Origin of the sequence: Hyalangium minutum, assembly GCF_000737315.1 — a bacterium.
Taxonomy (GTDB): Bacteria; Myxococcota; Myxococcia; order Myxococcales; family Myxococcaceae; genus Hyalangium; species Hyalangium minutum.
Map to the genome: position 1 here is coordinate 207,940 of NZ_JMCB01000008.1, position 20,935 is coordinate 228,874.

20 protein-coding genes and 1 tRNA gene are annotated in these 20,935 nt (G+C 67.6%); 10 read left to right on the top strand and 11 right to left on the bottom strand.

What is annotated here, in order from left to right:
- The first annotated feature begins 28 nt into the window (after positions 1-28).
- Both DB31_RS22155 and DB31_RS22160 read left to right on the top strand, forming a co-directional pair.
- On the top strand, positions 29-1,972 hold the full coding sequence (locus DB31_RS22155; protein ID WP_044191486.1) for a hypothetical protein: 1,944 nt from the start codon (positions 29-31) through the stop codon (positions 1,970-1,972).
- A 74-nt stretch (positions 1,973-2,046) separates the two neighbouring features.
- Positions 2,047-2,119 (top strand) — tRNA-Gly (locus DB31_RS22160).
- A gap of 62 nt (positions 2,120-2,181) precedes the next feature.
- Here DB31_RS22160 and DB31_RS22165 read toward each other — a convergent pair.
- On the bottom strand, positions 2,182-3,273 hold the full coding sequence (locus DB31_RS22165; RefSeq protein WP_240486815.1) for a serine hydrolase domain-containing protein: 1,092 nt from the start codon (positions 3,271-3,273) through the stop codon (positions 2,182-2,184).
- Between the two features lie 124 nt (positions 3,274-3,397).
- Here DB31_RS22165 and DB31_RS22170 point away from each other — a divergent pair, with 124 nt between their 5' ends.
- The gene (locus DB31_RS22170) at positions 3,398-4,426 is read left to right on the top strand and encodes a PA0069 family radical SAM protein (protein ID WP_044191152.1); all 1,029 of its coding nucleotides are present in this window, start codon (positions 3,398-3,400) and stop codon (positions 4,424-4,426) included.
- Between the two features lie 79 nt (positions 4,427-4,505).
- Here the strand turns inward: DB31_RS22170 and DB31_RS22175 are convergent, their stop codons facing one another.
- Complete coding sequence (locus DB31_RS22175) at positions 4,506-5,228, bottom strand: TetR family transcriptional regulator (RefSeq protein WP_044191153.1); 723 nt, start codon at positions 5,226-5,228, stop codon at positions 4,506-4,508.
- 122 nt (positions 5,229-5,350) lie between these two features.
- Here DB31_RS22175 and DB31_RS22180 point away from each other — a divergent pair, with 122 nt between their 5' ends.
- Positions 5,351-6,223: an SDR family oxidoreductase gene (locus DB31_RS22180; protein WP_044191154.1), complete on the top strand. Its 873-nt coding sequence runs from the start codon at positions 5,351-5,353 to the stop codon at positions 6,221-6,223.
- Positions 6,224-6,252: 29 nt separating this feature from the next.
- Here DB31_RS22180 and DB31_RS22185 read toward each other — a convergent pair whose 3' ends face one another.
- Entirely contained in the window at positions 6,253-6,672 is a 420-nt protein-coding gene (locus tag DB31_RS22185; RefSeq protein WP_044191156.1) for a phosphotransferase, read from the bottom strand.
- Positions 6,673-6,979: 307 nt separating this feature from the next.
- Between DB31_RS22185 and DB31_RS22190 the strand changes: the two genes are divergently transcribed.
- Positions 6,980-8,383, top strand: coding sequence for an amidohydrolase family protein (locus DB31_RS22190; protein WP_044191158.1), 1,404 nt, complete (start codon positions 6,980-6,982; stop codon positions 8,381-8,383).
- Between the two features lie 12 nt (positions 8,384-8,395).
- Here the strand turns inward: DB31_RS22190 and DB31_RS45030 are convergent, their stop codons facing one another.
- The gene (locus tag DB31_RS45030) at positions 8,396-9,115 is read right to left on the bottom strand and encodes a TetR/AcrR family transcriptional regulator (RefSeq protein WP_169787086.1); all 720 of its coding nucleotides are present in this window, start codon (positions 9,113-9,115) and stop codon (positions 8,396-8,398) included.
- Between the two features lie 232 nt (positions 9,116-9,347).
- Positions 9,348-10,037, bottom strand: coding sequence for a Dps family protein (locus DB31_RS22200; RefSeq protein WP_240486816.1), 690 nt, complete (start codon positions 10,035-10,037; stop codon positions 9,348-9,350).
- A gap of 366 nt (positions 10,038-10,403) precedes the next feature.
- On the opposite strand from DB31_RS22200, the gene DB31_RS22205 reads away from it, so the two are divergent.
- On the top strand, positions 10,404-11,288 hold the full coding sequence (locus DB31_RS22205) for a hypothetical protein (protein ID WP_044191162.1): 885 nt from the start codon (positions 10,404-10,406) through the stop codon (positions 11,286-11,288).
- Between the two features lie 143 nt (positions 11,289-11,431).
- On the opposite strand, the gene DB31_RS46725 is transcribed toward DB31_RS22205, so the two are convergent.
- From DB31_RS46725 to serC, 4 genes are all read right to left on the bottom strand, one after another.
- Complete coding sequence (locus tag DB31_RS46725; protein ID WP_083968577.1) at positions 11,432-12,334, bottom strand: trypsin-like serine protease; 903 nt, start codon at positions 12,332-12,334, stop codon at positions 11,432-11,434.
- A gap of 6 nt (positions 12,335-12,340) precedes the next feature.
- Positions 12,341-13,375: a trypsin-like serine peptidase gene (locus DB31_RS22215; protein WP_157232106.1), complete on the bottom strand. Its 1,035-nt coding sequence runs from the start codon at positions 13,373-13,375 to the stop codon at positions 12,341-12,343.
- 63 nt (positions 13,376-13,438) lie between these two features.
- The gene (locus tag DB31_RS22220) at positions 13,439-14,005 is read right to left on the bottom strand and encodes a chalcone isomerase family protein (RefSeq protein WP_044191167.1); all 567 of its coding nucleotides are present in this window, start codon (positions 14,003-14,005) and stop codon (positions 13,439-13,441) included.
- Positions 14,006-14,042: 37 nt separating this feature from the next.
- A complete protein-coding gene (serC, locus tag DB31_RS22225) occupies positions 14,043-15,131 on the bottom strand; it encodes a 3-phosphoserine/phosphohydroxythreonine transaminase (RefSeq protein ID WP_044191169.1) in 1,089 nt (362 codons plus the stop codon).
- A gap of 132 nt (positions 15,132-15,263) precedes the next feature.
- Here serC and DB31_RS22230 point away from each other — a divergent pair, with 132 nt between their 5' ends.
- From DB31_RS22230 to DB31_RS22245, 4 genes are read left to right on the top strand one after another with little or no spacing between them, the layout of a single operon-like run.
- Positions 15,264-15,839 carry an RNA polymerase sigma factor gene (locus DB31_RS22230; protein ID WP_083968579.1) on the top strand — a complete coding sequence of 192 codons (576 nt, stop codon included), beginning with the start codon at positions 15,264-15,266 and terminating at the stop codon, positions 15,837-15,839.
- A gap of 4 nt (positions 15,840-15,843) precedes the next feature.
- Positions 15,844-16,626, top strand: coding sequence for a hypothetical protein (locus tag DB31_RS22235; protein ID WP_044191173.1), 783 nt, complete (start codon positions 15,844-15,846; stop codon positions 16,624-16,626).
- A 3-nt stretch (positions 16,627-16,629) separates the two neighbouring features.
- Positions 16,630-18,270, top strand: a complete 1,641-nt coding sequence (locus tag DB31_RS22240; protein ID WP_044191175.1) for a caspase family protein — start codon at positions 16,630-16,632, stop codon at positions 18,268-18,270.
- Positions 18,270-19,331, top strand: coding sequence for a carboxypeptidase-like regulatory domain-containing protein (locus tag DB31_RS22245; RefSeq protein ID WP_044191177.1), 1,062 nt, complete (start codon positions 18,270-18,272; stop codon positions 19,329-19,331). Before DB31_RS22240 ends, DB31_RS22245 begins: the two co-directional genes overlap by 1 nt.
- Positions 19,332-19,355: 24 nt before the next feature.
- On the opposite strand, the gene DB31_RS22250 is transcribed toward DB31_RS22245, so the two are convergent.
- Positions 19,356-20,069: an HvfC/BufC N-terminal domain-containing protein gene (locus tag DB31_RS22250; RefSeq protein ID WP_044191179.1), complete on the bottom strand. Its 714-nt coding sequence runs from the start codon at positions 20,067-20,069 to the stop codon at positions 19,356-19,358.
- Positions 20,066-20,911, bottom strand: a complete 846-nt coding sequence (gene bufB, locus DB31_RS22255; protein WP_044191181.1) for an MNIO family bufferin maturase — start codon at positions 20,909-20,911, stop codon at positions 20,066-20,068. The genes DB31_RS22250 and bufB overlap by 4 nt, the downstream gene beginning before the upstream one ends.
- Positions 20,912-20,935: the final 24 nt, after the last annotated feature.

Here is a 20,935-nt window from a genome sequence, read left to right on the forward strand (position 1 = left end):
GAGTAGGCGGCCGATGCGAGGGAACGCGATGCGACGTCTGGGCTGGATTCTGGTGTGTGCGGCGCTGGCTGGCTGCCCCAAGGGCAAGGACGAGGTGCCCGATGCGGGACCGGCGGATGCCGGCCCGGACGTTTTGAGCGAGAAAGAGCCCAACGAGCGGCCGGATCAAGCGCTGACGCTGACGCGAGACGCGGTGGTGAACGCGGCGCTCTCGGCGGATCCGGCCAAGGGCGACGAGGACTGGTACCGGCTGGCGCCCGCCTCCCCTCGCACGGCGGAGATCACCGTGTCCGGCATCCCCGGCGGGGACGTGACGATCGAGGTGTATGACCGGGACCGCAACCGGCTGGGCGGTGTGAACAGCGAGGGCGAGGGCAAGCCGGAGCGCTACCCGAACCTCTACGTCGAGGGCGAGCGCTACGTGCGCGTGGCCCCCGCTCGCAAGGGCAGCGGCGGGGCGTACACCCTGACACTCAGCTACCGGCGGCCCAATGACGGCGAGGAGCGCGAGCCCAATGACCGGGCCGTGGACTCGACGCCGCTGGCGCTCGGGCAGACGGTGGCGGCCTACATCGGCCACGCGGGAGATGAGGACTGGTACCGCATCGAGCTGCCGGCCCAGGAGGCAGCCACCCCGCCCGCCCCCACTGAGGGGACGCCGCCGGCTCCCACCCCTCCTCCCGCTCCCGCTCCCACCGAGGGGGCCACGCCCCCGGCCCCCCAAGGGACACCGGCCGCTCCTCTGGCCGAAGGGGAGACGCCTCCGGCTGCCGCTCCTACCGAGGGCTCCACGCCTCCTCCCGCCGAGGGAGCTGCCACGCCCCCGCCGTCGGGCACGGGCACGGAGATCCCCACCGGAACGGCGACAGCGACACCTCCGCCTGCGGCGCCCCCTCCCCCGCCGCCCGCGGAGCCTCCAGGCGTAGCACTGAAGATCGAGCTGTCCTCCATCGAAGGAGTCCGTCCGGAGCTGGCGGTGCTGTCCGCCGCGGAGGCTCCGCTCTTCTCGCTGCGTGCCAGCAAGGAGGGCGAGGCGCTCACGCTGCGCAACATCGGCGTGCGGGCCACGGATCAGGTCGTCTACGTGGTGGTGAAGAGCGGCTGGGTGGGCTCGGGCAAGGAGGCCAAGCGGACCTACAACGCCACGACGCCGTACACCCTCTCCGTGTCGCTCGAGGAGGCGGGCTCCAACGCCGAGCTGGAGCCCAATGACGAGCTCTTCAAGGCGACGCCACTGCAGGGCTCGGGCTTCAAGGAGGGCTTCCTCTCGCCGAAGAACGACGTGGACTACTACGTGCTGCACACCACCGAGCCCATGCTGGCGAAGGTGGAGGTGTCCGGCGTGGAGCGGCTGGACTTGGTGCTGTCGGCGGTGGATGCGCCCACGGGCGACGGGCAGCAGGAGACGGTGACGCTGAAAGCCAACGACGGCACGCTGAAGGAGCCCGAGCGCCTCAACAACGTCTCGTGCAACGGCACCTGCTACTTCAAGGTGGAGGGAGCCTCGCGCAAGGTCGACGGCAAGTGGGTGCGGGACTACGAGAACCCGGACCAGCCGTACCGCATCACCATCACCGCGGTGCCGGACAACGGCAGCGAGGAGCGCGAGCCCAACAACACCGTGGACCGGGCCATGGAGATCACCACCGGCAAGTCGGTGCGCGGCACGGTGTACCCGCCGAAGGACGTGGACTACTACCGGTTGGACCTCACGGACCGGCCGGTGCGCACGCCCATCCAGGCCACGCTGCTGGGGATCCTCAAGGTGGACGTGGGCCTGTACCTCCACCGGGTGGGCGAGGACGGCAAGCTGACGCTCGTGCAGACGTCGGATCGCGCCAAGGGAGACCAGCCCGAGCGCATCCGCTACAGCCTGGAGCCCGGCGTCTACATCTTCGAGGTCCGCGACGCGAAGAACCGCGAGTCCAACTTCCAGGACCCGTACCAACTCACCGTCTCCGAGGGAGAGTAACCGAGCGGACGGAGCCGTCACTTCTCATTGACAAGCCCCAGCCGGGCTCCTACCTTGCGAACGCTTCTCGGTACGCGGTGGTAGCTCAGTTGGTAGAGCACGAGCTTCCCAAGCTCGGGGTCGCGGGTTCGAATCCCGTCCGCCGCTCACTCGTAAAGGCCGGTAGTTCCTGAGGAAACTCGGAGCTGCCGGCCTTCGTGTTTCCAGGGCTACTTGCGCAGCGCGGAGGCGAGGACGAAGCGGCCGCACAGCTCGAGGGCGAGGTCGGACTCCGGCTGGCCATAGAAGCTGCCGGTGAAGACGGCCACCAGGTTCAGCGAGGGGAAGACGAAGAGGTACTGGCCTCCGTTGCCCCGAGCGAACCAGGCTTCTACGGGCGTGTCACCGATGCCGAACGTGTTGACCCACCACAGGTGGCCATACTTCGAGTCCCCGAGCGGATGGCGCCCTACCGTCGACTCCCGCACCCAGTCCTCGGGAAGAACCTGCAGGCCTTGCCACCGGCCTCCGTCCAACATCACCTGTCCCAGCCGAGCGAAGTCCCGAGGGCGCAGGTGGAGGTGTCCGCCCGTGTCGGTGCGCCCGCCATCCGCCGCCTGCCACGCGAAGTCGGTCACCCCCAGCGGCTCGAAGAGGTGGCGGCGCGAGAACTCGGGGAACGTCGTGCCCGCGGCGTCCTCCACCAGCGCGCCCAGCACCACCACGCCGCCGGTGCAGTACGCACTCGACTGGCCTGGCTCCTCCACCATCGGCAAGTCGAGGATGAACTTCACCCAGTCCCGCGAGTCGTACATCCGCTCTTCCTTGCCGGGAGAGTCCTCCTGCCAGTCGTTGCACGCCAGCCCGGTGCGCATCTCCAGCAGGTGGCGCGGCGTCAGCCGCTCCTTGCGCGCATCCGCGTTCTGGAAGGGCGCGTACCGGCTCAGCAGGGGCAGGATGGGCGCATCCAAGCCCGGCAGCAGCTTCTGCTCCAGGGCGATGCCCGTCAGCATCGAGGTGACGCTCTTGGTGGCCGAGCGCAGATCATGCGGCGTGTCGCGGCGGAAGCCGTTCCAGTAGCGCTCGTACACGAGCTTGCCGTTGCGCACGATGAGCAGCGAGTCCGGCGCGCGGTAGTCTCCGGCCTCGAGCTTCCGCTCCAACTCCGCGAGCCTCGCGGGGTTCATCCCCTCGGCTTCCAGCGAGGAGACGGGCCACCCGTCCCCGGTCGAATCCACCGGACTGCCAGGACCCTCCATCCCCAGGCCTCCGCAGGCCACCAATCCACATGCGAGCACCATCCCGACAAGCCAGTTTGCCATGGGCTCTCCAGACTCGGTTCAGGCCCGCGCTTCCACTGGGGCCGAAAGGTACCGCCAGAAGAAGGAGAACAGGAAGCCCACCGTGCGGCTTGACTGAACGAAATTTCAGGCTCACCTTGGGGAGGTGAAGCCGCGTCCCGTCTCCAATCCGCCCAACCCCTGGGCGAGCACCGAAGTGGAGTACCTCGACGAGATCCCCCCCTCTCGGCTGGAGGTGCTGGAGGATCACAGCCGCGAGGTGCTGGCGCGCAACAACAGCCCGGACGTGTGCTTCACCTGGAGCATCAACCCGTACCGGGGCTGCATGCACGCCTGCGCGTACTGCTATGCGCGCCCCACCCACGAATACCTGAGCCTGGGTGCGGGCACGGACTTCGAGACGCGCATCGTCGTGAAGCCCCACGCCCCGGAACTGCTCCGCGAGGCCTTCGAGCGCCCCAAGTGGCAGGGCGAGCCCATCGTCTTCAGCGGGGTGACGGACTGCTACCAGCCACTGGAGGCGTCGCTGCGGCTCACGCGCCGGTGCCTGGAGGTGTGCGCTGAGTACCGCAACCCCGTGGGCATCATCACCAAGGGCGTGCTCATCGAGAGAGATATCGACGTGCTCCAGACGCTGGCCCGCGAGTCCCAGTTATGGGTGAGCGTGAGCGTGCCGTTCCACAACCCGGAGCTGGCGCGGGCGATGGAGCCGTACGTGGCCACGCCGAAGCGGCGGATGCAAACCATCGAGAAGCTGGCGGCGGCGGGGATCAACGTGGCGGTGTCAGTGGCGCCCATCATCCCGGGCCTCAATGACGAGGACATCGCCAAGGTGCTCGGAGCGGCGCGGGAGGCGGGAGCCCAGAGGGCCCACTACACCCTGCTGCGGCTGCCCGGCCCGGTGAAAGAAGTGTTCGAGGAGCGCCTGCGCGAAAAGCTGCCCCTGCGCGCCGAGCGCGTGCTGCACCGCATCCGGGAGACGCGAGGCGGAGAGCTGTCCGATCCGCGCTTCAAGCACCGCATGCGCGGCGAGGGGATCTACGCGCAGACCATCGAGCGGCTGTTCGACGCGGCAGCGCGCAAGGTGGGGATGAGGATGTCCATGATGACGGAAGCCGCGCCCTCCCCTTTCCGGCGGCCGACGCGGCCCTCTGCCCAGCTCAGCCTGTTCTGAGAGACAGCCGGGAGGTGGGCCTTGAGTGCTTCCACGGCCGGCGTGGACAGGTCCTCCGTTTGACCGGCCTGCCTCTCCGTCACCCGGCGTCTGCGATGCGATCGAGCAGTTCGCTCAACAGCAAACTCTCGCCCTTCGTGAGAACCGTGATCTGGTCGATGGAGGCACGCAGCGCTGCAGCCTTTGCGCGGACATCCGCGTTCTCCGGTGTCACCGCCTCGCTCGTGATCGCGGCCACGACCGCCTCGCGTGCAGCATCGGCGAGTCCAAGGTCGCGCTGCCCTTCGGGCTGGCGCAGGAGCGTGAGCACGGCCCCGGTCCCCATCGCCGACACAAGGCCGAGAGCCCGCTCTTCACTGACCCGCAGCCGGCCCGCGAGCGCGATGTTCCGGATGCGCCGCCGCAGAACATCCTTCCCGTCGCTGACGGCAGGAGACTGCCAAGCCGGATGCGGATCGCTGCTCATGATCGCGAACAGCCCTGGATGGCTCAGGCCAAACGCGACGTGCGTGTCCCAGCCATCGCGAAAGTCCTGAAGCGGGTCGGGATGCGGCGTACGCGCGGACTTCTCCGACACGTAGCTATTCAGCACGTGCTCGATAACGACTGTAAGGAGGCCTCGTTTGTCGCCGAAGAGCCGGTAGATGGTCGGCGCCTGCACACCGGCGGCGGCGGCCACGGCCCGCGTGGTCGCGGCATCGGGACCTCCGGAGGAGATGAGCTCAGCGGCGGCCGCAATGATGCGCGCGCGCACATCGGGGCCCTCGGCGTCTTGAGCGGCGGACTTCTCGCGGTCCTCCATGGATCTGACGGTAGCACGCGGCCACCGAAACGGTGCTACCAGCAAATTGATAGCGGCGTTAACAGGGCCGCATTATCATTGATAACGCAGCGGCGTTTCCACCGTTAGCCAAGGGGCGTTCAATGATCGTCGTGACCGGAGCAACAGGGCAGCTCGGCCGTCTCATCGTGGAGAAACTCGTCACCCGCGTCCCGGTGGAGCGGGTCGCCATCAGTGTCCGAGACGTTCAGAAGGCCCAGGAGTTGGCGGCACGCGGCGTCCGAGTGCGCAGAGGCGACTTCACGGATCCGAAGAGTCTCGCGCACGCCTTCGAGGGCGCGTCCCAGGTCCTGATCGTCTCGTCGAATGCGGCTGCGCATGGCGGCGATCCCCTCGCCCAACATCGCTCCGCCATCGACGCCGCACGGTCTGCGGGCGCGCGGCGCATTGTCTACACGAGCCACATGGCCGCGAGCCGTTCGTCGGCATTTCCTCCGATGATTGACCATGCGGCGACGGAGCAGATGCTGGGCGAGTCCGGTCTGGCGTGGACCGCGCTTCGCAACGGTTTCTACGCTGCGAGTGCGATGTTCCTGCTGGGGCGGGGCCTTCAGACGGGAGTCTTCGAGGCGCCCGCGGACGGAAAGGTCTCCTGGACCACGCACGCAGACCTTGCGGAGGCGGCCGCGGTGATTCTGGCGAACGAGGGGCAGAACAACGGGCCGACGCCGCCGCTCACGGCAGCGCAGGCGCTCGACTTCGGAGAGCTGTGCGACATCGCGTCGAGTGTCCTCGGACGGCCGCTCCGTCGAAGCACCGTGTCAGAGGACGAGATGCGCGCGAAGCTCACGGCGTTCGGAATGCCCGCGCACGCGGTCGCCATCTCGCTCGGCCTTTACCGCGCGAGCCGCAATGGCGAGTTCGCGGCCGTCGATCCCACGCTGCAGAAGTTGCTCGGGCGTGCGCCAACAAGCATGCGCGAGGTGATTGCCGAGAAGATGGGCCGAGCGGCTTAAGACGGAGAGAGGCTGCTCGGCTTGCTTGGTCATGGGTCCAGGGGTGACCCACCTCGCTCAACTCCACAAGGTCTCCCAGCACGTCCTGGGCCGGACGGATACGCCCGAGCCACCTGCTCCAGCGCCCGCAGCCGCTCACGCAGCGATCGCGGCTGATGAGCCGCCCACGCGTACAGCGTCACGCCGTCGATCGCATCCATCACCACATACGGAAAGGACTCCCCGTTCGGCGACGTCCACTCGCCGCGGTCATGCAGCCGGGGCACGTGGGGATGGCGCACGCGCGAGAGCAGCTCTCCCTCGCGCTCGAATCGAGGATCCCTCGGGTAGCGCGCCACCTTCAGGGCGAAGGGCCCCGCGCTCTCCTGCCCCACCCGCTCCACGAGGTAGACGAAGCCGTAGACTCCCAGACCCTTGCCCCGCAGCACACGCCAAGGGCCTACCTGCATGCCAGCAGTGAGTTCCGCGGGCCCTCGTGCCTGTCCCCGTTCCACACCGCACCTCAGGGTGAACACCGGGTGGACCTCTCTGTCCACCCGGGTGTCACCCTACCTCATGGGTCGCTCCGGCGCACAGCCACACAGCCCCCAAAAGCTGCCCCTGTGCCAGAGACCGCGCCCTCCTCTTTCCGGAGGCCGGCGCGGCCCTCTGCCCAGCTCAGCCTGTTCTGAGAGTGCACGCCCTTCGATGATGGACTTAGTATACCCCGTATACTAAGTCCTGCTCCATGCTGGCTTGCCTCCAGAGGAGAACCGCATGAGCGAACGATGGCTGCTCCGTGGCGCTGAGGTGATCACCTGCGATCCCGACAGCGCCGACATGCCGCGCGCAGACGTCCTGATCGAGAACGGAGTCATCGCTGCGATGGGTCCTGGGCTCCGCGCGGACGATTGCCGGGTTCTTGAGCTCGACGGAAAGATCCTCATGCCCGGCTTCATCGACACGCATCGGCACACGTGGCAGACGCCGCTGCGCGCGTTGGGTGGGGACTGGACCGTCATGGACTACCTGGCAGCCGTGCGAGTGAAGCTCGCGCCGGCCTTCCGCCCCAGCGACATCTACGCCGCGAACCTCGCCGGCGCGCTGGAGGCGCTGGACGCAGGCATCACCACCCTCGTCGACTACTCCCACTGCATCGAGTCACCCGAGCACGCCGACAGCGCGCTGGAGGCCCTCGAGCACGCCCGGATTCGAGCGCTCTTCTCTTACGGCTATGCGGAGGGCGCGCGCGCGAGCCCTGCCTTTCCCACCCACGAGAGCCGGCTCCAGGACGCCCGGCGCTTGCGGACCACACGCCTTGCATCGGACGACCGCCTGGTCCGGATGGGGATTGCCCTCACCGAGATGCAGATCCCGTGGGAGTCGAGCCGGGCCGAGATCCGCTCGGCGCGCGAGCTCAACGTGCCCATCACCGCGCATTGCTCGGCCTGGCCCGTGTCAGGACCGAGCGAGATCCAGCAGATGGCCACCGAGGGGTTGCTCGGGCCGGATGTCCTCTTCGTCCACTGCACGTGGAGCTCCGAGGAGGATCTGAAGCGCATCGCCGACAGTGGTGGGGCGATCGCGGTGACCCCAGAGACCGAGCTGCAGATGGGCATGGGCTTCCCCGTCACTGGGCGTGCGCTGCGAAGCCGCGTTCGTACAACGCTCGGCTGTGACGTCGTCTCGAGCAACGGCGGAGACTTGTTCACCGCCATGCGGCTTGCCCTGCAGGTCGAGCGGGGCCTGGCAAACGCACGTGGAGGGATGCCCCGGGCCCTCGACCTCAAGGCAGAGCGGCTGCTCCAGATGGTGACGCGCGACGCCGCGGAGGCGATTGGGCTGGGGCGCGTCACCGGCTCGCTCCGTCCGGGCAAGGATGCCGATCTCATTGTTCTCGCCGCGGACGCGCTGAACATGACGCCGCTCAATCGTCCGCGAGATGCGGTCGTGATGCAGGCCCATGCGGGCAACGTCGAGTCCGTGATGGTTCGCGGCAGGCTGGTGAAGCACCGGGGGGTGCTGCTCGACGTGGACCTGCCTGCCGTCAGGCGCAAGGTGGTCGAGACGCGCAACGCCGTGCTCGAGCGCGTGGGAGGCCTGTCGATGCTCCTCAGCGATCGGGCGGAGCTCGACAAGCACTGGGACACGGGCGGCGGTGCCACCACGGACGACGCGTAACGGCGGGCAGGCTCACGCCTTGCGTGTCAGCCGGCCTCTCCTCACCCCGGCGAGCCGCGCATCGATGCGCCTCTGGATTCCCTCGAGCATGAAGCTCAAGCTGGCCTCGAACTCGGCCTCGATGCTCGTGGCTTGCATATGGGGCAGGGTGTGGGCGATGCCAGGGTATTCTCCAGGAGGCAGCGTCGCGGCCGCAGCGAAGAACCGCTGAAAGAGAGGGGGGGCCTCCTCACTCCGAGAGTCCCACTGCTCTTGTCGACGCACTGCCCCGGCGAGCCAGGAGAAGAAGGTGTTGTGCAGCGCTCCAGCTTCCTCCCACGGAACACCGGCGTCATGCAGCTTGCGGACTGTCCGGTCGAGGATGACGAGCGTGGCGCCGACGATGGGACCTTCCTCCAAGAGGAAGTCCATGACACCTCGGTTCGCCAGTCCGAGCGCGCGCACCCGCCTGGCAAGCTCCCGGAGCCACGCCAGCGGCTCCAGGCGATCCTCGGGCAGCAAGAGCGTCGCGAAAATCTCCTCGACGACCCACAGCGCGAGCTCGTCCCGGTTCGCGACGTGCTTGTACACGGCCATGGGGGTCACCCCAAGCCGCTCGGCCAGGGACCGCATCGAGAGCGTTCGGAGCCCATCCTCTCGGACGAGCTCTACCGCGGTCGCCACGACCAGGGCGCGGGAGAGGCGCGGAGGGCGCCCTCGCACCTTGCGTGGCTTGCTCTCGTCGGAAGGCATGGGCGTGAGCATAGGCTGACGCCGCGGAGCGTGAAGACCCGAGTATTAAGATGGGCCGCATGGACGCACGGAACTCGTGCCACGAGGCCATCCCTGCGGCTCGAGAGAGAAGCGGCGGCAACGCTCCGCAGCGAGCGCCAGCCCGGTCACCAGCGCGATGAGCACGAGGAGGCCGAGGAAGCTGGGCATGGCGCTCCGCCATTCTTGGGAGAGAGGTCTCTGCGCGGACGGCTCACACCGAGGTCGGAGCCTCGCCGCGCTTGGGCTCGACGTCCGCCGAGGCCACGCTCGTGGCGGCTGTCTCCTGGTCCGCCGTCACCAGTGGCACATCGACGAGGTGCTCGGAGACGAACCAGACCTGCATCTCGTTCACTCTCACCACCTCGCTCACCAGGAGGTCGTTCGTCCCTTCATCCCCCAGCTCCGAGGCACGGCGCGCCGCCTCGCGGGACTGGCGGAGGATGTACTCATGGGCCTCGAGCAGCCGGGAGAGCTGCACCGCCGGCTCCTCCACGTCCCGCGGCGGGCGCTCGATCTTGCTCAGCTCCGCGACATCGTGCGGCATTCCCAGGCTGACACCGCCGAGGAGCTGGATGCGCTCGGCCAGCGCATCCACCAGCTCCGCCTGCTCCTCGTAGTGCTTATCGAAGAGCAGGTGCAGTTGATAGAAGGTCGCGCCCGACGTCTGCCAGTGGTGCTTCTTGTACATGTCCCTCAGGACAATGGTGTCCACGAGCACCTGGTTGAGCCGGGCCACGCTGTCTGCCTTGGCCTCCTCGCTCAGGCCGAGGGGGAGCTTGCGGAGTGTCCCAGCTCGCTGGAGGACCTTGCCGCGTTGCCTCAGAATGGGGGACGCCTGGTCTCCATCCGTGCTCTTCCAGCCTGCGCCCTTTCGTCCCTGTCCCTGTACGCTCGCCATCATGTCCTCCTGGTGGAACGGCGGAATGCCTGACAACGTGCCGCCGGCTCTCTCAACGCTGGGATGGGGCTGACGGGGCCGCAAGCTCGGCCATCGCGAATGCGCGCCCGTTCGACGAGGGAGGAAGGAGGGCCTGCACGGCGGCTTCTCCTCAGATGACTGGAGTCACCACGCCGAGACGCCAGTCACCAGAGGGGCTGCGGCTCGCCGCGCTTCGGTTCCAGGCCGGGCTTTCCAACCTCTTGAGATCACAAGGACTCCGCGGCGGGCCCTGCTTCCTTCCGCGCTGGCACGCCAGCCGCATTGAGAAGGGCTCAAGTCGTTGCGCACGGTCTCGCGCTCCACCTCTTCGATGACAGGAGTCACCCCATGAAAGGCCTCAAGCTCGGCGGATTCAAGGCACCGTCCTCCCTCCCCGGAATCAAGACGGACATGCCGCGGGCGCCGTCGCCCACGAGCCCGAAGCCTTCCTCTTCCTCCCAGCCGAAGCAGTTCAAGGACGGGTTTGACGCTGCGGGTGCCAAGCCCCCGCAGCAGCCGGGCAAGAACGTCACCTCGTCGTTCGGCTCCAACCCGCTGGGCCACGCGGGCCAGAACACCCTGAACTCCTACAACATGTTCCCGGGAGGCGCGCCGCAGGGTGTGGCGCTCCCCAACGCCAACAAGCCCTTCGTTCACGCCAACGACTCCGTGGTGACGCTGAACGCCCATCAGCACCAGGGCAACACGAACCTGTCCGTCACCGGAGCCGGAAATCAGGGCATCCCGTCGCACTACATGCACTACCTGTCGACGGGCGAGGGCAAGTTCGCGGGCATCCAGGGCGTGCCGCTCCACCCGCGTCCGGATCAGCCGCAGATGGTGGTGACGGGGGCCCTCAACGGCTGCGCCGTCCACGCCCTGCACGATCCAAAGAACAACACGCTGTCCTTCCTCCACCACGCGGACTACTCGAAGAATGGCGCGAACGAGCTGAAGGACTTCCTCTCCAAACCGGACAATAAGCACATGCTCCCCGTGGGGAGCTTCACGCCCAGCGAGTACTCGCATCCCACGGGCAAGCACGGCGTCCCGACCGGCGCCACGCCCTTCATCCACTACACCCAGCCCTCCGGCAATCGCCCGGGCCAGTGGACGATCGCCGGTCAGCTCAACACCTTCAAGAACGGTGGCACCCCCGGTGGCCGCCCCGAGCTCATGCGGCCCACGGACCTGAAGGTGCCCTTCGTGCAGACGATCCCCGTGACGCCGTAGCCAACCGCTCGAGTCCATCGGGGCGGCTGCACAACCGTCCACACTCTCCCAGCGCGCCTCTTGCCCTCGGCGGGCCCAACTGTAGGGTCGCCGGAGGATCGACGACCTCTGGTACAAGAACGCCATCGTCTATTGCCTGGACGTCAAGACGTTTCCCGCTTCTTGGCCTCCTCGATCTGCTTCGCAATCCAGTCGCGGTAGCTGGAGGTGCTGGTGAACCAAGACTCCGTGGCACCTTGACTGACGTACCCGCCGTTGATGCCCACGAGATACCGCGTGCCCTTCTCCTCCAGGAAGCAAGGCCCTCCGCTGTCGCCTCGATGAGTGTGCGCGCCCGGGAACCGGAACCGGATCTCCCGGCCCTTGCGATCGTTCGACAGGCGGAGCTCCGCCACCACGTTGCTTCCGAAACGGCGAATGCCTTTCAGCGCGGGTTCGTCCGCCACGGCCCCATAGCCAACGACGGTGACTTCATCGTTCAGGAGAACCTCCGCCTCCCGCAGCTTGTTGTCCCAAGACGTGTTGGCGAGTTCCTTCTCCAGGTAGATGACCGCCAGATCCGCAACCTTGCTCTTGACGAAGAGCCTGCCACCCGCCACGTCCAACTCGGACCTGAACCCTTCGTGGACGACCACTGTCCCTCCGGTCCTGTCAACCCAAGGTTCCACCCCCTCCCGCGACCGGTACAAGACGCTCTCTACCACTACGTTCTTCTTGCAGGCTGTCTTGTCCATGCTCCGAACGCTGGGGCCACTCGGCCAACAAAAGCAGTGTGCTGCGGTGAGGACGAGGCGCCGCGCGATGAGCACACCGCTGCACAGGCCTGATCCGATCTCGATCTGGACCGCAGACCGGAAGCGATTCTCGGCATCCTCTATCCCACCGGAGAGCCCGAACTCATCACGAGAGGGAGAAACCAGACCCAGCCCAAGAGGACCGTCTGCAGCCATACCCGTTGCGGCTTCTCCCGAGACGCACCCACCCGCGAGCGAGAGGAAGAGCATCAAGCCCAGCGTGGCTTCCCGTCTCGCATACCGTCGCGACATCTGCGCTTACTCCTTCTTCTTGGAGTTGCCGGATGGAGTCCCGCTTCTCCCCGCCGCACGGCGCATCTCCGCAGCCAGCCAGCCGCGAAACACGTACGTGCTTGTGAAGGACGGTTGCTCATCCGAGTCCACGCTCGCAATCCCCACGAGCGCACGTGCAGTCCCCTTCTCCCGAAAGCAGGGCCCTCCCATATAACCGTTGTAGAGCAACGCCCCCTGCTGTTCGTACAGGATCCTTCCCTCCAGGGAGACGCTCTGGACCTGGACACGCCGGGAGTAGCGGACGCGCATGAAACCACCGATTGCCTGGGGGGTGTTCCGGACATGCCCCGCCATGACCAGGGCCTCGTTGCTCTGGACTTCCGCATCCGCCAACGGAACGCCTGAGTGCCCGGCCGCGACAGGCGTGTCCAGCACGATGGCCGCGAGATCCGCCTTGCTCGAAACAACGGCTCCCCGCGCATCGAGGCGAAGTTCCAGGTCCGGATGGGGACGAACCTCCCCTTGGTAGAGCTGAAACTTCACCTGCGTTGCCGTCTCCTTGTATTGCTTGTCCAAAACCTCCCCGTAGATCGCTGTTGCCACGCCGACACGTTTCGCACAGGCAGAACTGTCGATGAGCGTCTTCTCGATGGTGCCTGGTGTCTCAACTGAATGCGGCGAGCAAACACAGCTCCCGGCGGTCAGCACCAAGTGAGGGCTCACGAGCACACCGCTGCACTCCACCGAGTCCAGCGGGTTCCCCTTCGCGATCATCACGGTGGCGACGTAGCGGTTCCGGTCGTCCATCTCTCCGGCGTACGGGTCCATGTCGCGTTCGAGGACGCCAGTCTCGCGGAGCTGCTCGGTGGCGTCAGGAAGTCCCTCCTCCACCATGAGTTGCTCAGGAAGACTGTCTTCGGAGGCCGGCTCCTCTGTCTTGCTCTTGCAACCGGCCGCTCCAAGCCCCAGCGCCGCCATGACGGCGAAGAACAGCGTATAGGCTGCACGCGACATTCGGGGCTGGGGCATCAGGCCTCTTCCGGGGCTCGGGTGGAGCAAGCCCCTCGGCTACAGCAACAACGGCGCCCCGCCCGAACACTCCAAGCGGGGCCACTCGGCAAGTCAGTCTTCCTTGCCGAGCATCCCGTCCTTCAGGTCATCGTCCACGGGCTTGGCGCCGAGCCACACCCCGAAGAGCGCGTCCGCGAAGTCCTTGCCCTCCAGCGTGAGCGCCTCTCCCGCCTTGCTCTGCACCTGCGTGCCCTTGCCCGGCACATAGGTGATCGTCAAGTCGTCGCCCTTCTTCAGATCCGGCACCGCGCCCTTGAGCTTCTCCAGCCGGTCCTTCAGCGCCGGCAGCGCCGCCTTGCTGTTCTTCTCGATGCCGTCCGCGATGGCGTCCGTGATCTTCGCCTTCTCCAGATCGCGCAACATCACCATGCGCACGCGCTTGGTCTGATCCGAGCTGATCACCTGCGCCGCGTCCTGGCTCACCGTCTCCACGTAGAGCGCCGCCGCGTACACCTTGAAGATGGCCTTGGTGCGCAGCCCCGCTCCGTTCAGCTTCAGCTCCTTGCCCTCCACGGAGACCGTGTCGGGGAACTTCACCCCCGCCACTTCCTTCTCCTTGGCCAGGGCCGGCAGTGCGAGGGTCAGGGACAATACCAGGGCGGACAGCGTCGCTTTCATGGACTTCCTCCCGTCAGTGTGGAGCTACGACGCCAGCCTAGCCGTGTTTCTTCACGAACTGCTCCATGAAGGCCACCAGTGTCTTCACGTTGTCCACTGTCACCGCGTTGTACATGGACACGCGGATGCCTCCCACGCTGCGGTACCCCTTGAGCCCCACCATCCCCGCCTTCTTCGCCTCGGCCACGAACGTCTCATCCAGCGCCTCGGTCGGCAGCCGAAACACCCCGTTCATGTACGAGCGCGACCCCTTCTCCACCGGCGCCCGGAAGAAGTCCGCGTGGCGATCGATCATCCCGTACAGCAGCTCGCCCTTCTCCCGGTTCCAGCGCTCCAGCTGCGGCAGCCCGCCCACGCTCTTGATCCACGCCAGCACGTTGCGGCACAGGTAGATCGAGAACGTCGGCGGCGTGTTGTACAGCGAGTTGTTCTCCGCGTACGTGCTGTAGCGGAAGATCTTCGGGATGTTCGTGCTCCCCTTCGCCATGAAGCCCTTGTCGATGATCACCAGCACGATTCCCGAGGGCCCCACGTTCTTCTGCGCCCCCGCGTAGATCATCGCGAACTTGCTCACGTCGATCGGCTTCCACAGCAGATCCGAGCTCATGTCCGCGATCAGCGGCACGCTCCCCACCTCCGGGAACGTGTGCCACTGCGTCCCGTAGATGGTGTTGTTGCTCGTCATGTGGACGTAGGCCGCGGCCGGATCCAGCTGCATCTCCTCCTGCTTCGGGACGCGCGTGTACCGTTTGTCCGCGTTGATCGTCGTCGCGGCGATGCGCGACTGGCCGTAGTACTTCGCCTCGTCCCGCGCCTTCTCGCTCCAGACCCCCGTCATCAGGTAGTCCGCGCTCGTCTCCGGCGTCAGGAAGTTCATCGGCACCTGAGCGAACTGCTGCGAGGCGCCCCCTTGCAGGAACAACACCTGGTGCGTCGAGGGGATGCCCAACAGCTCGGTCAGCAGGGAAATGGCCTCGTTGTGGACGGCCTCGTACTCCTTGCCCCGATGGCTGTGCTCCATGATGGACATTCCGGTCCCCTGGAAGTCGAGCAGCTCTTCCCGGGCTCGCTCCAAGGCCGGCTGGGGTAGACCGGCAGGACCGGCATTGAAGTTGATGACGCGCATGGCTGTGTCCTTTTAGGAAGGGAACCGCACCGCCATTCTCTCCGACCGGCCTCCCAGGGCCAGTCAGAAGCGCACACAGTGTGCGGCACAGAGCGTGTGGCCGGCAGGGCATTGCGGAGGTCTGGAGGTCAGGTGGGTTCCTCGGAGGAACTGGCACAGTGGGTTCGGCGGGCCGCCGGTGGGGATGCGTCCGCCTTCGGTGAGCTGTACCGGCGCACAAGGCCCCAGGTGGCCCGGCTGACCGCCGGGTTCGCCACGCTGGACGCAGATGAGGTGGAAGACGTGATTCAGGAGACCTACGTCCGAGCGTTCAAGGCGCTCCCCCGGCTCAAGGACGCCACGGCGTTCGAGGCGTGGCTCCTGGCCATTGCCCGCAACCGGGCCCGCACCCGCCTGGAGCGCAAGAGCCACCTGCGGCGAATGGAAGAGGAGACCCCGGATCCCCAGCCCGAGGCCGTCCCTCCCCTCCCCGAGGCCCTCCAGGTGGAGCGGGACATTGCCGAGGTGCGTCAGCTCATCGCCGAGCTGCCCGAGGGCGAGGAAAAGAAGACCGTCCAGCTCTTCTACTTGGAGGGAGAGCTGTCCGCGCGGGAGATCGCCGAGAAGCTCGGCGTCGGCAAGAGCGCGGTGACCATGCGCCTGGAACGGTTCAGGGCGCGCATCAAGCGGAAGCTGCTCCAGCGCGTGCTCGCCGGACGGTGGGAGTGATGTCATGAAGCACCTCGATGCGCAGGCGCTCAGCGCGCTCGCCGCCAAGGACCCCGAGGCGGTGGCCTACTTCCGGGAGCACCTGGCCTCCCCCTGTGACACCTGCGAGGAGTTCCTTGCCCAGTCCACCACCGATGGCCTCGATGGCCAGGTCGACGCCCTCCTGCTCGCCCTCGCTCCTCGCAAGGCCGCCGCCCACGACGAAGTGGGCTGGATGCGCCTCAAGCGACGCCTGCGCACTTCTGCCCACGCCGGGCGCTGGGTCGGCGCGGCCGCGGCGCTGGCAGCCTGTCTGCTGGCGGTGGTGCTGGTACCCAAGCTGGTGAAGGCGCCGGAGCAGGCGCAACCCTGGAATGGGGTGAAGGGCTCCAGCCGCATTGCGCTGGAGCTGGCAGCGGTGGCCCGGGGCTCGGACGGACAGTTACGGCGGCTGGATCAGGGGGCGGCGGTGCCCTCGGAGGATGTGCTCCTGCTGCGCTACCACGCCACCGAGGCGGGCAGCGCCCTGCTCTTCCAGCAGACGGGAGACAGGGAACCCGAGCTGCTCGGCAGCTTCCAGCTGGAGGCGGGGACGCATGATCTCGAGGGCCCGCAGGGGCTGGCAGGGGTGAGCCTCTCGGGCGAAGAGGGCCCTGTCACCCTGTGGCTGGTGGCCACTGCCGCGGGTGAGCCGCTGTCGCCCAATGAAGTCCAAGGGGTGCTTGCGGGCAGCAAGGGCCACGGGGAGAACCCGCTGTCCACCGCACGGTTCGACGTCTTCGTTCAGACCGGTCAGAATCCCCGCTGACCCGTGAAGCGCCTGCTCCTCATGTTGCTCGGGGCCCTCGTGGCCTGCGCGAGCCCCTCGGCCCAGGAGAAGGGCGGCCTGGTGCCGCTCCGACTCGATGAGGCGGCCCTCTCCACCGCCTATGCGCCCCGGCGCATCGCCCTGTTGGTGGGCATCTCCGAGTTCCAGGATCCCCAGTGGCGCAACCTGCGCTACTCCGAGAAGGACGCCACGGATCTGGCCGCCGCGCTGAAGGATCCGGCGCGCGGGCATTTCGATCAGGTGCGCATGCTCACGCGCCCCGAGCAGACGACGCGCGCGGCCATCCTCTCCGCGCTGCACGAGCTGCAGCGGGAGGCCACCCGGCCGGATGACGTGGTGGTCGTCTACTTCTCCGCGCACGGCACGCTGGCGAGGGACGGACAGGGCGAGCTGAGGCGCTACCTCGTCACCCAGGATGCTTCGTACCGCTCCATCTCGCAGACGGCCCTCTCCATGGACGTGCTGAAGGCGGAGTTCGACAAGCTCCCCAGCCGGCGGCGGCTGCTGGTGCTGGCCACCTGCCACAGCGGCAGCGGCAAGTCGCTGCTGCCCAAGGAGCTGGAGGCGGAGCTGACGGGCATCAAGTCCGGCTTCTACGCGCGCCCCCTGGAGGAGTCGAGCCGGGCTTCCATGGTGTTCGCCGCCTGCGACTGGGGCGAGACGGCCCGCGAGGACGAGGGGCTGCGCAACGACATCTACACGTACTTCCTCATTGAAGGGCTCAACGGCAAGGCGGACCGGAACATGGACGGCGCCGTCACCGCCACCGAGGCGCATGACTACGCGCGCCGCCGCACCTTCGCTTTCACCCAGGGGCGCCAGCGCCCGTCGGCGGAGATCCTCGAGGTGGGCGCGGATCCGGTGGTGCTCTCCGGCAGCATCAACCGCACGGGGCGCCCGGAGCTGTTCTCCTACAACCCGCGGCTGGACGGCTTCACCCTCAAGGTGGACGGAGAGCCGCGCACGGAGCTGCCCGGCGGCACGGCGGTGGTCCCTGGCAAGCGCACCGTGGAGCTGACCAAGGGCGACGCGGTGCTGGTGCGGCGGGAGATCGACATGACCGCCGGCGAGCGCCTGCCTTTGGAGGAGCTGCTGTCGGACACCTTCCCGCGACGCTCGCTCGCGCTGGTGGGCGGAGTGTTCTCCTTCGTGGACGGCAAGAGCCGCGCCGAGCTGCTGCCCGCCTCGCCCGAGGTGGCCGCGGTGCTGCGGCTGGAGGACAAGCCGCTGCAGGACTTCGCGCTGCTCCTGGATGTAGGCGGCATCCGAGGCCAGCACCGCCTGAAACTCGCGCCCGGCTCCGAGGTGCCCTTTGGCTACACCCGCCTCTCCGTGGGCGTGGGCATGCCGTATTTGTGGCGGTGGGACCGGCTGTCACTTTATGCAGGACCGCGTGTGGCCGCTCTCTACCTCCGGCGGTCCTTCCAAGTGGAGGCATTCACCGGTGGGCAGAACTACTTCACCGTGAGCCCGGGCGTAGTGGGTGGCATGGTGTGGCGGCTGGGTGACAGGCTGGAGCTGACCTCTCAGGCCCAGGTCATGCTCACGTACGTGGTGGTGGACGGACAAGGACAGGCGGTGGGGTTCACCGGCGGCTGGGCAGGCATGGGGTACCGGTTCTGATGCGCCAGACACTGCACATCGCGATGGTGGTCGGGCTGGCGCTCGGCGCGCTCGGGTGCGGAGAGCTGGAGAACGCCCCGTTCCGCCTCGGCACGGTGCAAGGCCGCCTCACGGAGAGCGATGCATCCGTGGCCCTGGTCGCCGTCATGGGAGCCCCCGAGCTGCGCAGCACCCTGGCGGCGGATGGGAGCTTCAAGCTCGAGCAGGTCCCCGCGGGGCAGGCCGAGCTGTTCATCATCGCCTCGGCGAGCAAGGCCCTGCGCGTGTCGCTGATCGTCCAGGGCGGGCAGTCCGTCACCGTAGGCTCGCTGACCCCCAAGGAGGCCAGCTTCCTCGCGTTGCGGCTGAAGGCTCCCTCGCACGAGCCCGTGGAGCAAGCGCAGGTGACGCTGGTGGGCACCCCCATGCTGCCGCTGCAGCCGGACGAGCATGGGCGCCTGAGCGTGGGGCCACTTCCGGATGGCTGCTACACGCTGAGCATCTCCGCCCCTGGCTTCCCCGATGTGGCGTCCGAGACATGCTTGGGCTCCGGAGAGACCCAAGAGGTGAAGGTAAACCTCCCCGCCCCGAGCAAGAAGTGCGAGCAGACGGGCTGCTCGCAAGGCTTCGTCTGCGCGCAGAACGGCCGGTGCGTGGAGTGCCTGGACGACTCGCACTGCGTCTCCGGGCTCTCCTGCCGCGGCATGCGCTGCGAGGGCGAGGCCCCCGTCTGCACCTCCTGCGAGGGGGACTGGCAGTGCGGCTCCAAGGCGAGTTGCCAGGAGTTCGCCGATGGCTCCAAGGCCTGCGTGACGTCCTGCGCGAACGCCAATCAGTGCGAGGATGGCTTCACCTGCCAAGCGGGCCGATGCCTGCCCGACGAGGCCCAGTTCAATGGCTGCCCGGCATACGTCAAGCTGGGTACCTCGTGCGACAACCCGGTGCTGTGCCGGAACCAGGGGCTCGTCAACGGGCTCTGCGTGGGAGGCCGCTGCACCATCCCATGCGACACCGGCCGGGTGTGCCCGGAGGAGTTCTCCTGCGAGAACACCAGCGACGGGCGCGTGTGCATCTCCGAGTAGCGGAGGAGCCCAGGCGCCTCCGCCTCACGGCGTGAGGATCAGTCCGTCCGCAACGCACTCGTCCACGGCCCGCCGCACGTCCTGCTCCGCCGCGCCCGTGGCCGCTGCCACGTCCGCCACCGCGAACCCCTCCACCGCCATCTTCAGCACCAGGAGCGCGCGATCATGGGCCGCCATGAACCACGTGTTGAGCTGGCGCGGGTGCCGCCACAGGAGCGCCATCTCGTCGCCCGCCGCCGGCGCCGGGGCCGCCGCCTTGCTCCGAACGTAGGCGCAGAGCCGGTACGGGTGCTGGAGCACCGCCAGCGTGGGGTTGACCGTGAGCCGCTCCACGCGCTCCGGTACCCGCTCCTCGGAGGCATACACCGCCCAGTCGGCCCACTCGAAGCGCGCGAGCGCGGGGAGGAACTCCGGCAGCCCCTGGTCCGCCGTCACATCCGCCACATAGGCCGGGAAGGACTCTCCCGCCTGGTTCATCTCGAAGTGCCGCGCGGGGCGCGTGGGGAAGTAGCCCTTCACCAGCACCTCCCAGCGCTCCGCCCCCACCACCGCCTTCACCAGTGGGTAGAGCTTCTCCACCACCTCGCGCACGTGCGCCTGCACGAACTCCCCATACAGCGCCACGCGCGAGTCCGGCGCCTCCCAGCCCGGGTGCGCCGCGCGCAGCCGCTCCAGCCCCGCAGGGTCCGCGAAGTACTCCGTCATCGAGTTGAAGAAGTGCCGCAGCCCGGGCCTCATCGCGCCACCTCCTTCAGCACGGCGCGCGCCTGATCCGCCTCGTCCAGCACCGCCTCCAGGGAGGGGATGTCCTGATCCCACTCGATCAGCGTGGACACCGGCCCGGTGCGCTCCACCACGTAGCGGTAGAGCGACCACACGTCGCCGGGCACGGGGCCGACATGGGTGTCGATGATGACGTCCGGGTAGCGCGTATGCCCGGCCATGTGGAGCTGCACCACGCGATCCAGCGGCAGCGCGTCCACGAAGGCGCGCGGGTCATACCCGTGGTTCTGCGCGTTGACGTAGACGTTGTTCACGTCGAGCAGGAGCCCACAGTCGGCCTGCTCCACCACGTGCCGCAGGAAGGTGGCCTCCTCCAGCGTCCCGCCCGGCATGCGCGCGTAGTAGCTCGGGTTCTCCAGCAGGAAGGGCCGGCCCACCCGCGCCATCACCTCGCGGACGCGAGGCACCACGTACTCGACCGCCTCCTCGTTGAAGGGCAGCGGGAGCAAGTCATGCAGGTACACCCCACCCAGGCGCGTGTAGCAGAGGTGATCCGAGAAGAAGGGCATGTCCAGCTCCTTCACGAGCGCGGACAGCCGGGTGACATAGTCCTCATCCAGCGGATCCGGGCCGCCGATGTTGAGCCCCACGCCGTGCGAGAGCAGCGTCCAGCGCTCCTTGCAGGCCTCCAGCGTGTGCCGCGAACGGCCGCCCAGAGACAGGAAGTTCTCGGGGATGATCTCCAGCCAGTCGACCGTGCGCTCGGTGCGAGGCAGCGTCTCGTAGAAGCTGCGCCGGAGCCCGATGCCAGCCCCCAGTGGTCTCAACCCATGCCTCTGCGCGTAGCTCTCGGACACTGTGCAGCTCCTCGGGGAGAAACA

What these genes read in the sequence shown, in the direction of transcription:
- DB31_RS22155 (WP_044191486.1), top strand. Translation starts at nt 29, where the DNA reads ATGCGACGTCTGGGCTGGATTCTGGTGTGTGCGGCGCTGGCTGGCTGC.
- serC (WP_044191169.1), bottom strand. Translation starts at nt 15,131, where the DNA reads ATGCGCGTCATCAACTTCAATGCCGGTCCTGCCGGTCTACCCCAGCCG.
- DB31_RS22165 (WP_240486815.1), bottom strand. Translation starts at nt 3,273, where the DNA reads ATGGCAAACTGGCTTGTCGGGATGGTGCTCGCATGTGGATTGGTGGCC.
- DB31_RS22235 (WP_044191173.1), top strand. Translation starts at nt 15,844, where the DNA reads ATGAAGCACCTCGATGCGCAGGCGCTCAGCGCGCTCGCCGCCAAGGAC.
- DB31_RS22180 (WP_044191154.1), top strand. Translation starts at nt 5,351, where the DNA reads ATGATCGTCGTGACCGGAGCAACAGGGCAGCTCGGCCGTCTCATCGTG.
- DB31_RS22205 (WP_044191162.1), top strand. Translation starts at nt 10,404, where the DNA reads ATGAAAGGCCTCAAGCTCGGCGGATTCAAGGCACCGTCCTCCCTCCCC.
- DB31_RS22185 (WP_044191156.1), bottom strand. Translation starts at nt 6,672, where the DNA reads ATGCAGGTAGGCCCTTGGCGTGTGCTGCGGGGCAAGGGTCTGGGAGTC.
- DB31_RS22245 (WP_044191177.1), top strand. Translation starts at nt 18,270, where the DNA reads ATGCGCCAGACACTGCACATCGCGATGGTGGTCGGGCTGGCGCTCGGC.
- DB31_RS22200 (WP_240486816.1), bottom strand. Translation starts at nt 10,037, where the DNA reads ATGATGGCGAGCGTACAGGGACAGGGACGAAAGGGCGCAGGCTGGAAG.
- DB31_RS22190 (WP_044191158.1), top strand. Translation starts at nt 6,980, where the DNA reads ATGAGCGAACGATGGCTGCTCCGTGGCGCTGAGGTGATCACCTGCGAT.
- DB31_RS46725 (WP_083968577.1), bottom strand. Translation starts at nt 12,334, where the DNA reads ATGTCGCGACGGTATGCGAGACGGGAAGCCACGCTGGGCTTGATGCTC.
- DB31_RS22250 (WP_044191179.1), bottom strand. Translation starts at nt 20,069, where the DNA reads ATGAGGCCCGGGCTGCGGCACTTCTTCAACTCGATGACGGAGTACTTC.
- DB31_RS22175 (WP_044191153.1), bottom strand. Translation starts at nt 5,228, where the DNA reads ATGGAGGACCGCGAGAAGTCCGCCGCTCAAGACGCCGAGGGCCCCGAT.
- DB31_RS22220 (WP_044191167.1), bottom strand. Translation starts at nt 14,005, where the DNA reads ATGAAAGCGACGCTGTCCGCCCTGGTATTGTCCCTGACCCTCGCACTG.
- DB31_RS45030 (WP_169787086.1), bottom strand. Translation starts at nt 9,115, where the DNA reads ATGCCTTCCGACGAGAGCAAGCCACGCAAGGTGCGAGGGCGCCCTCCG.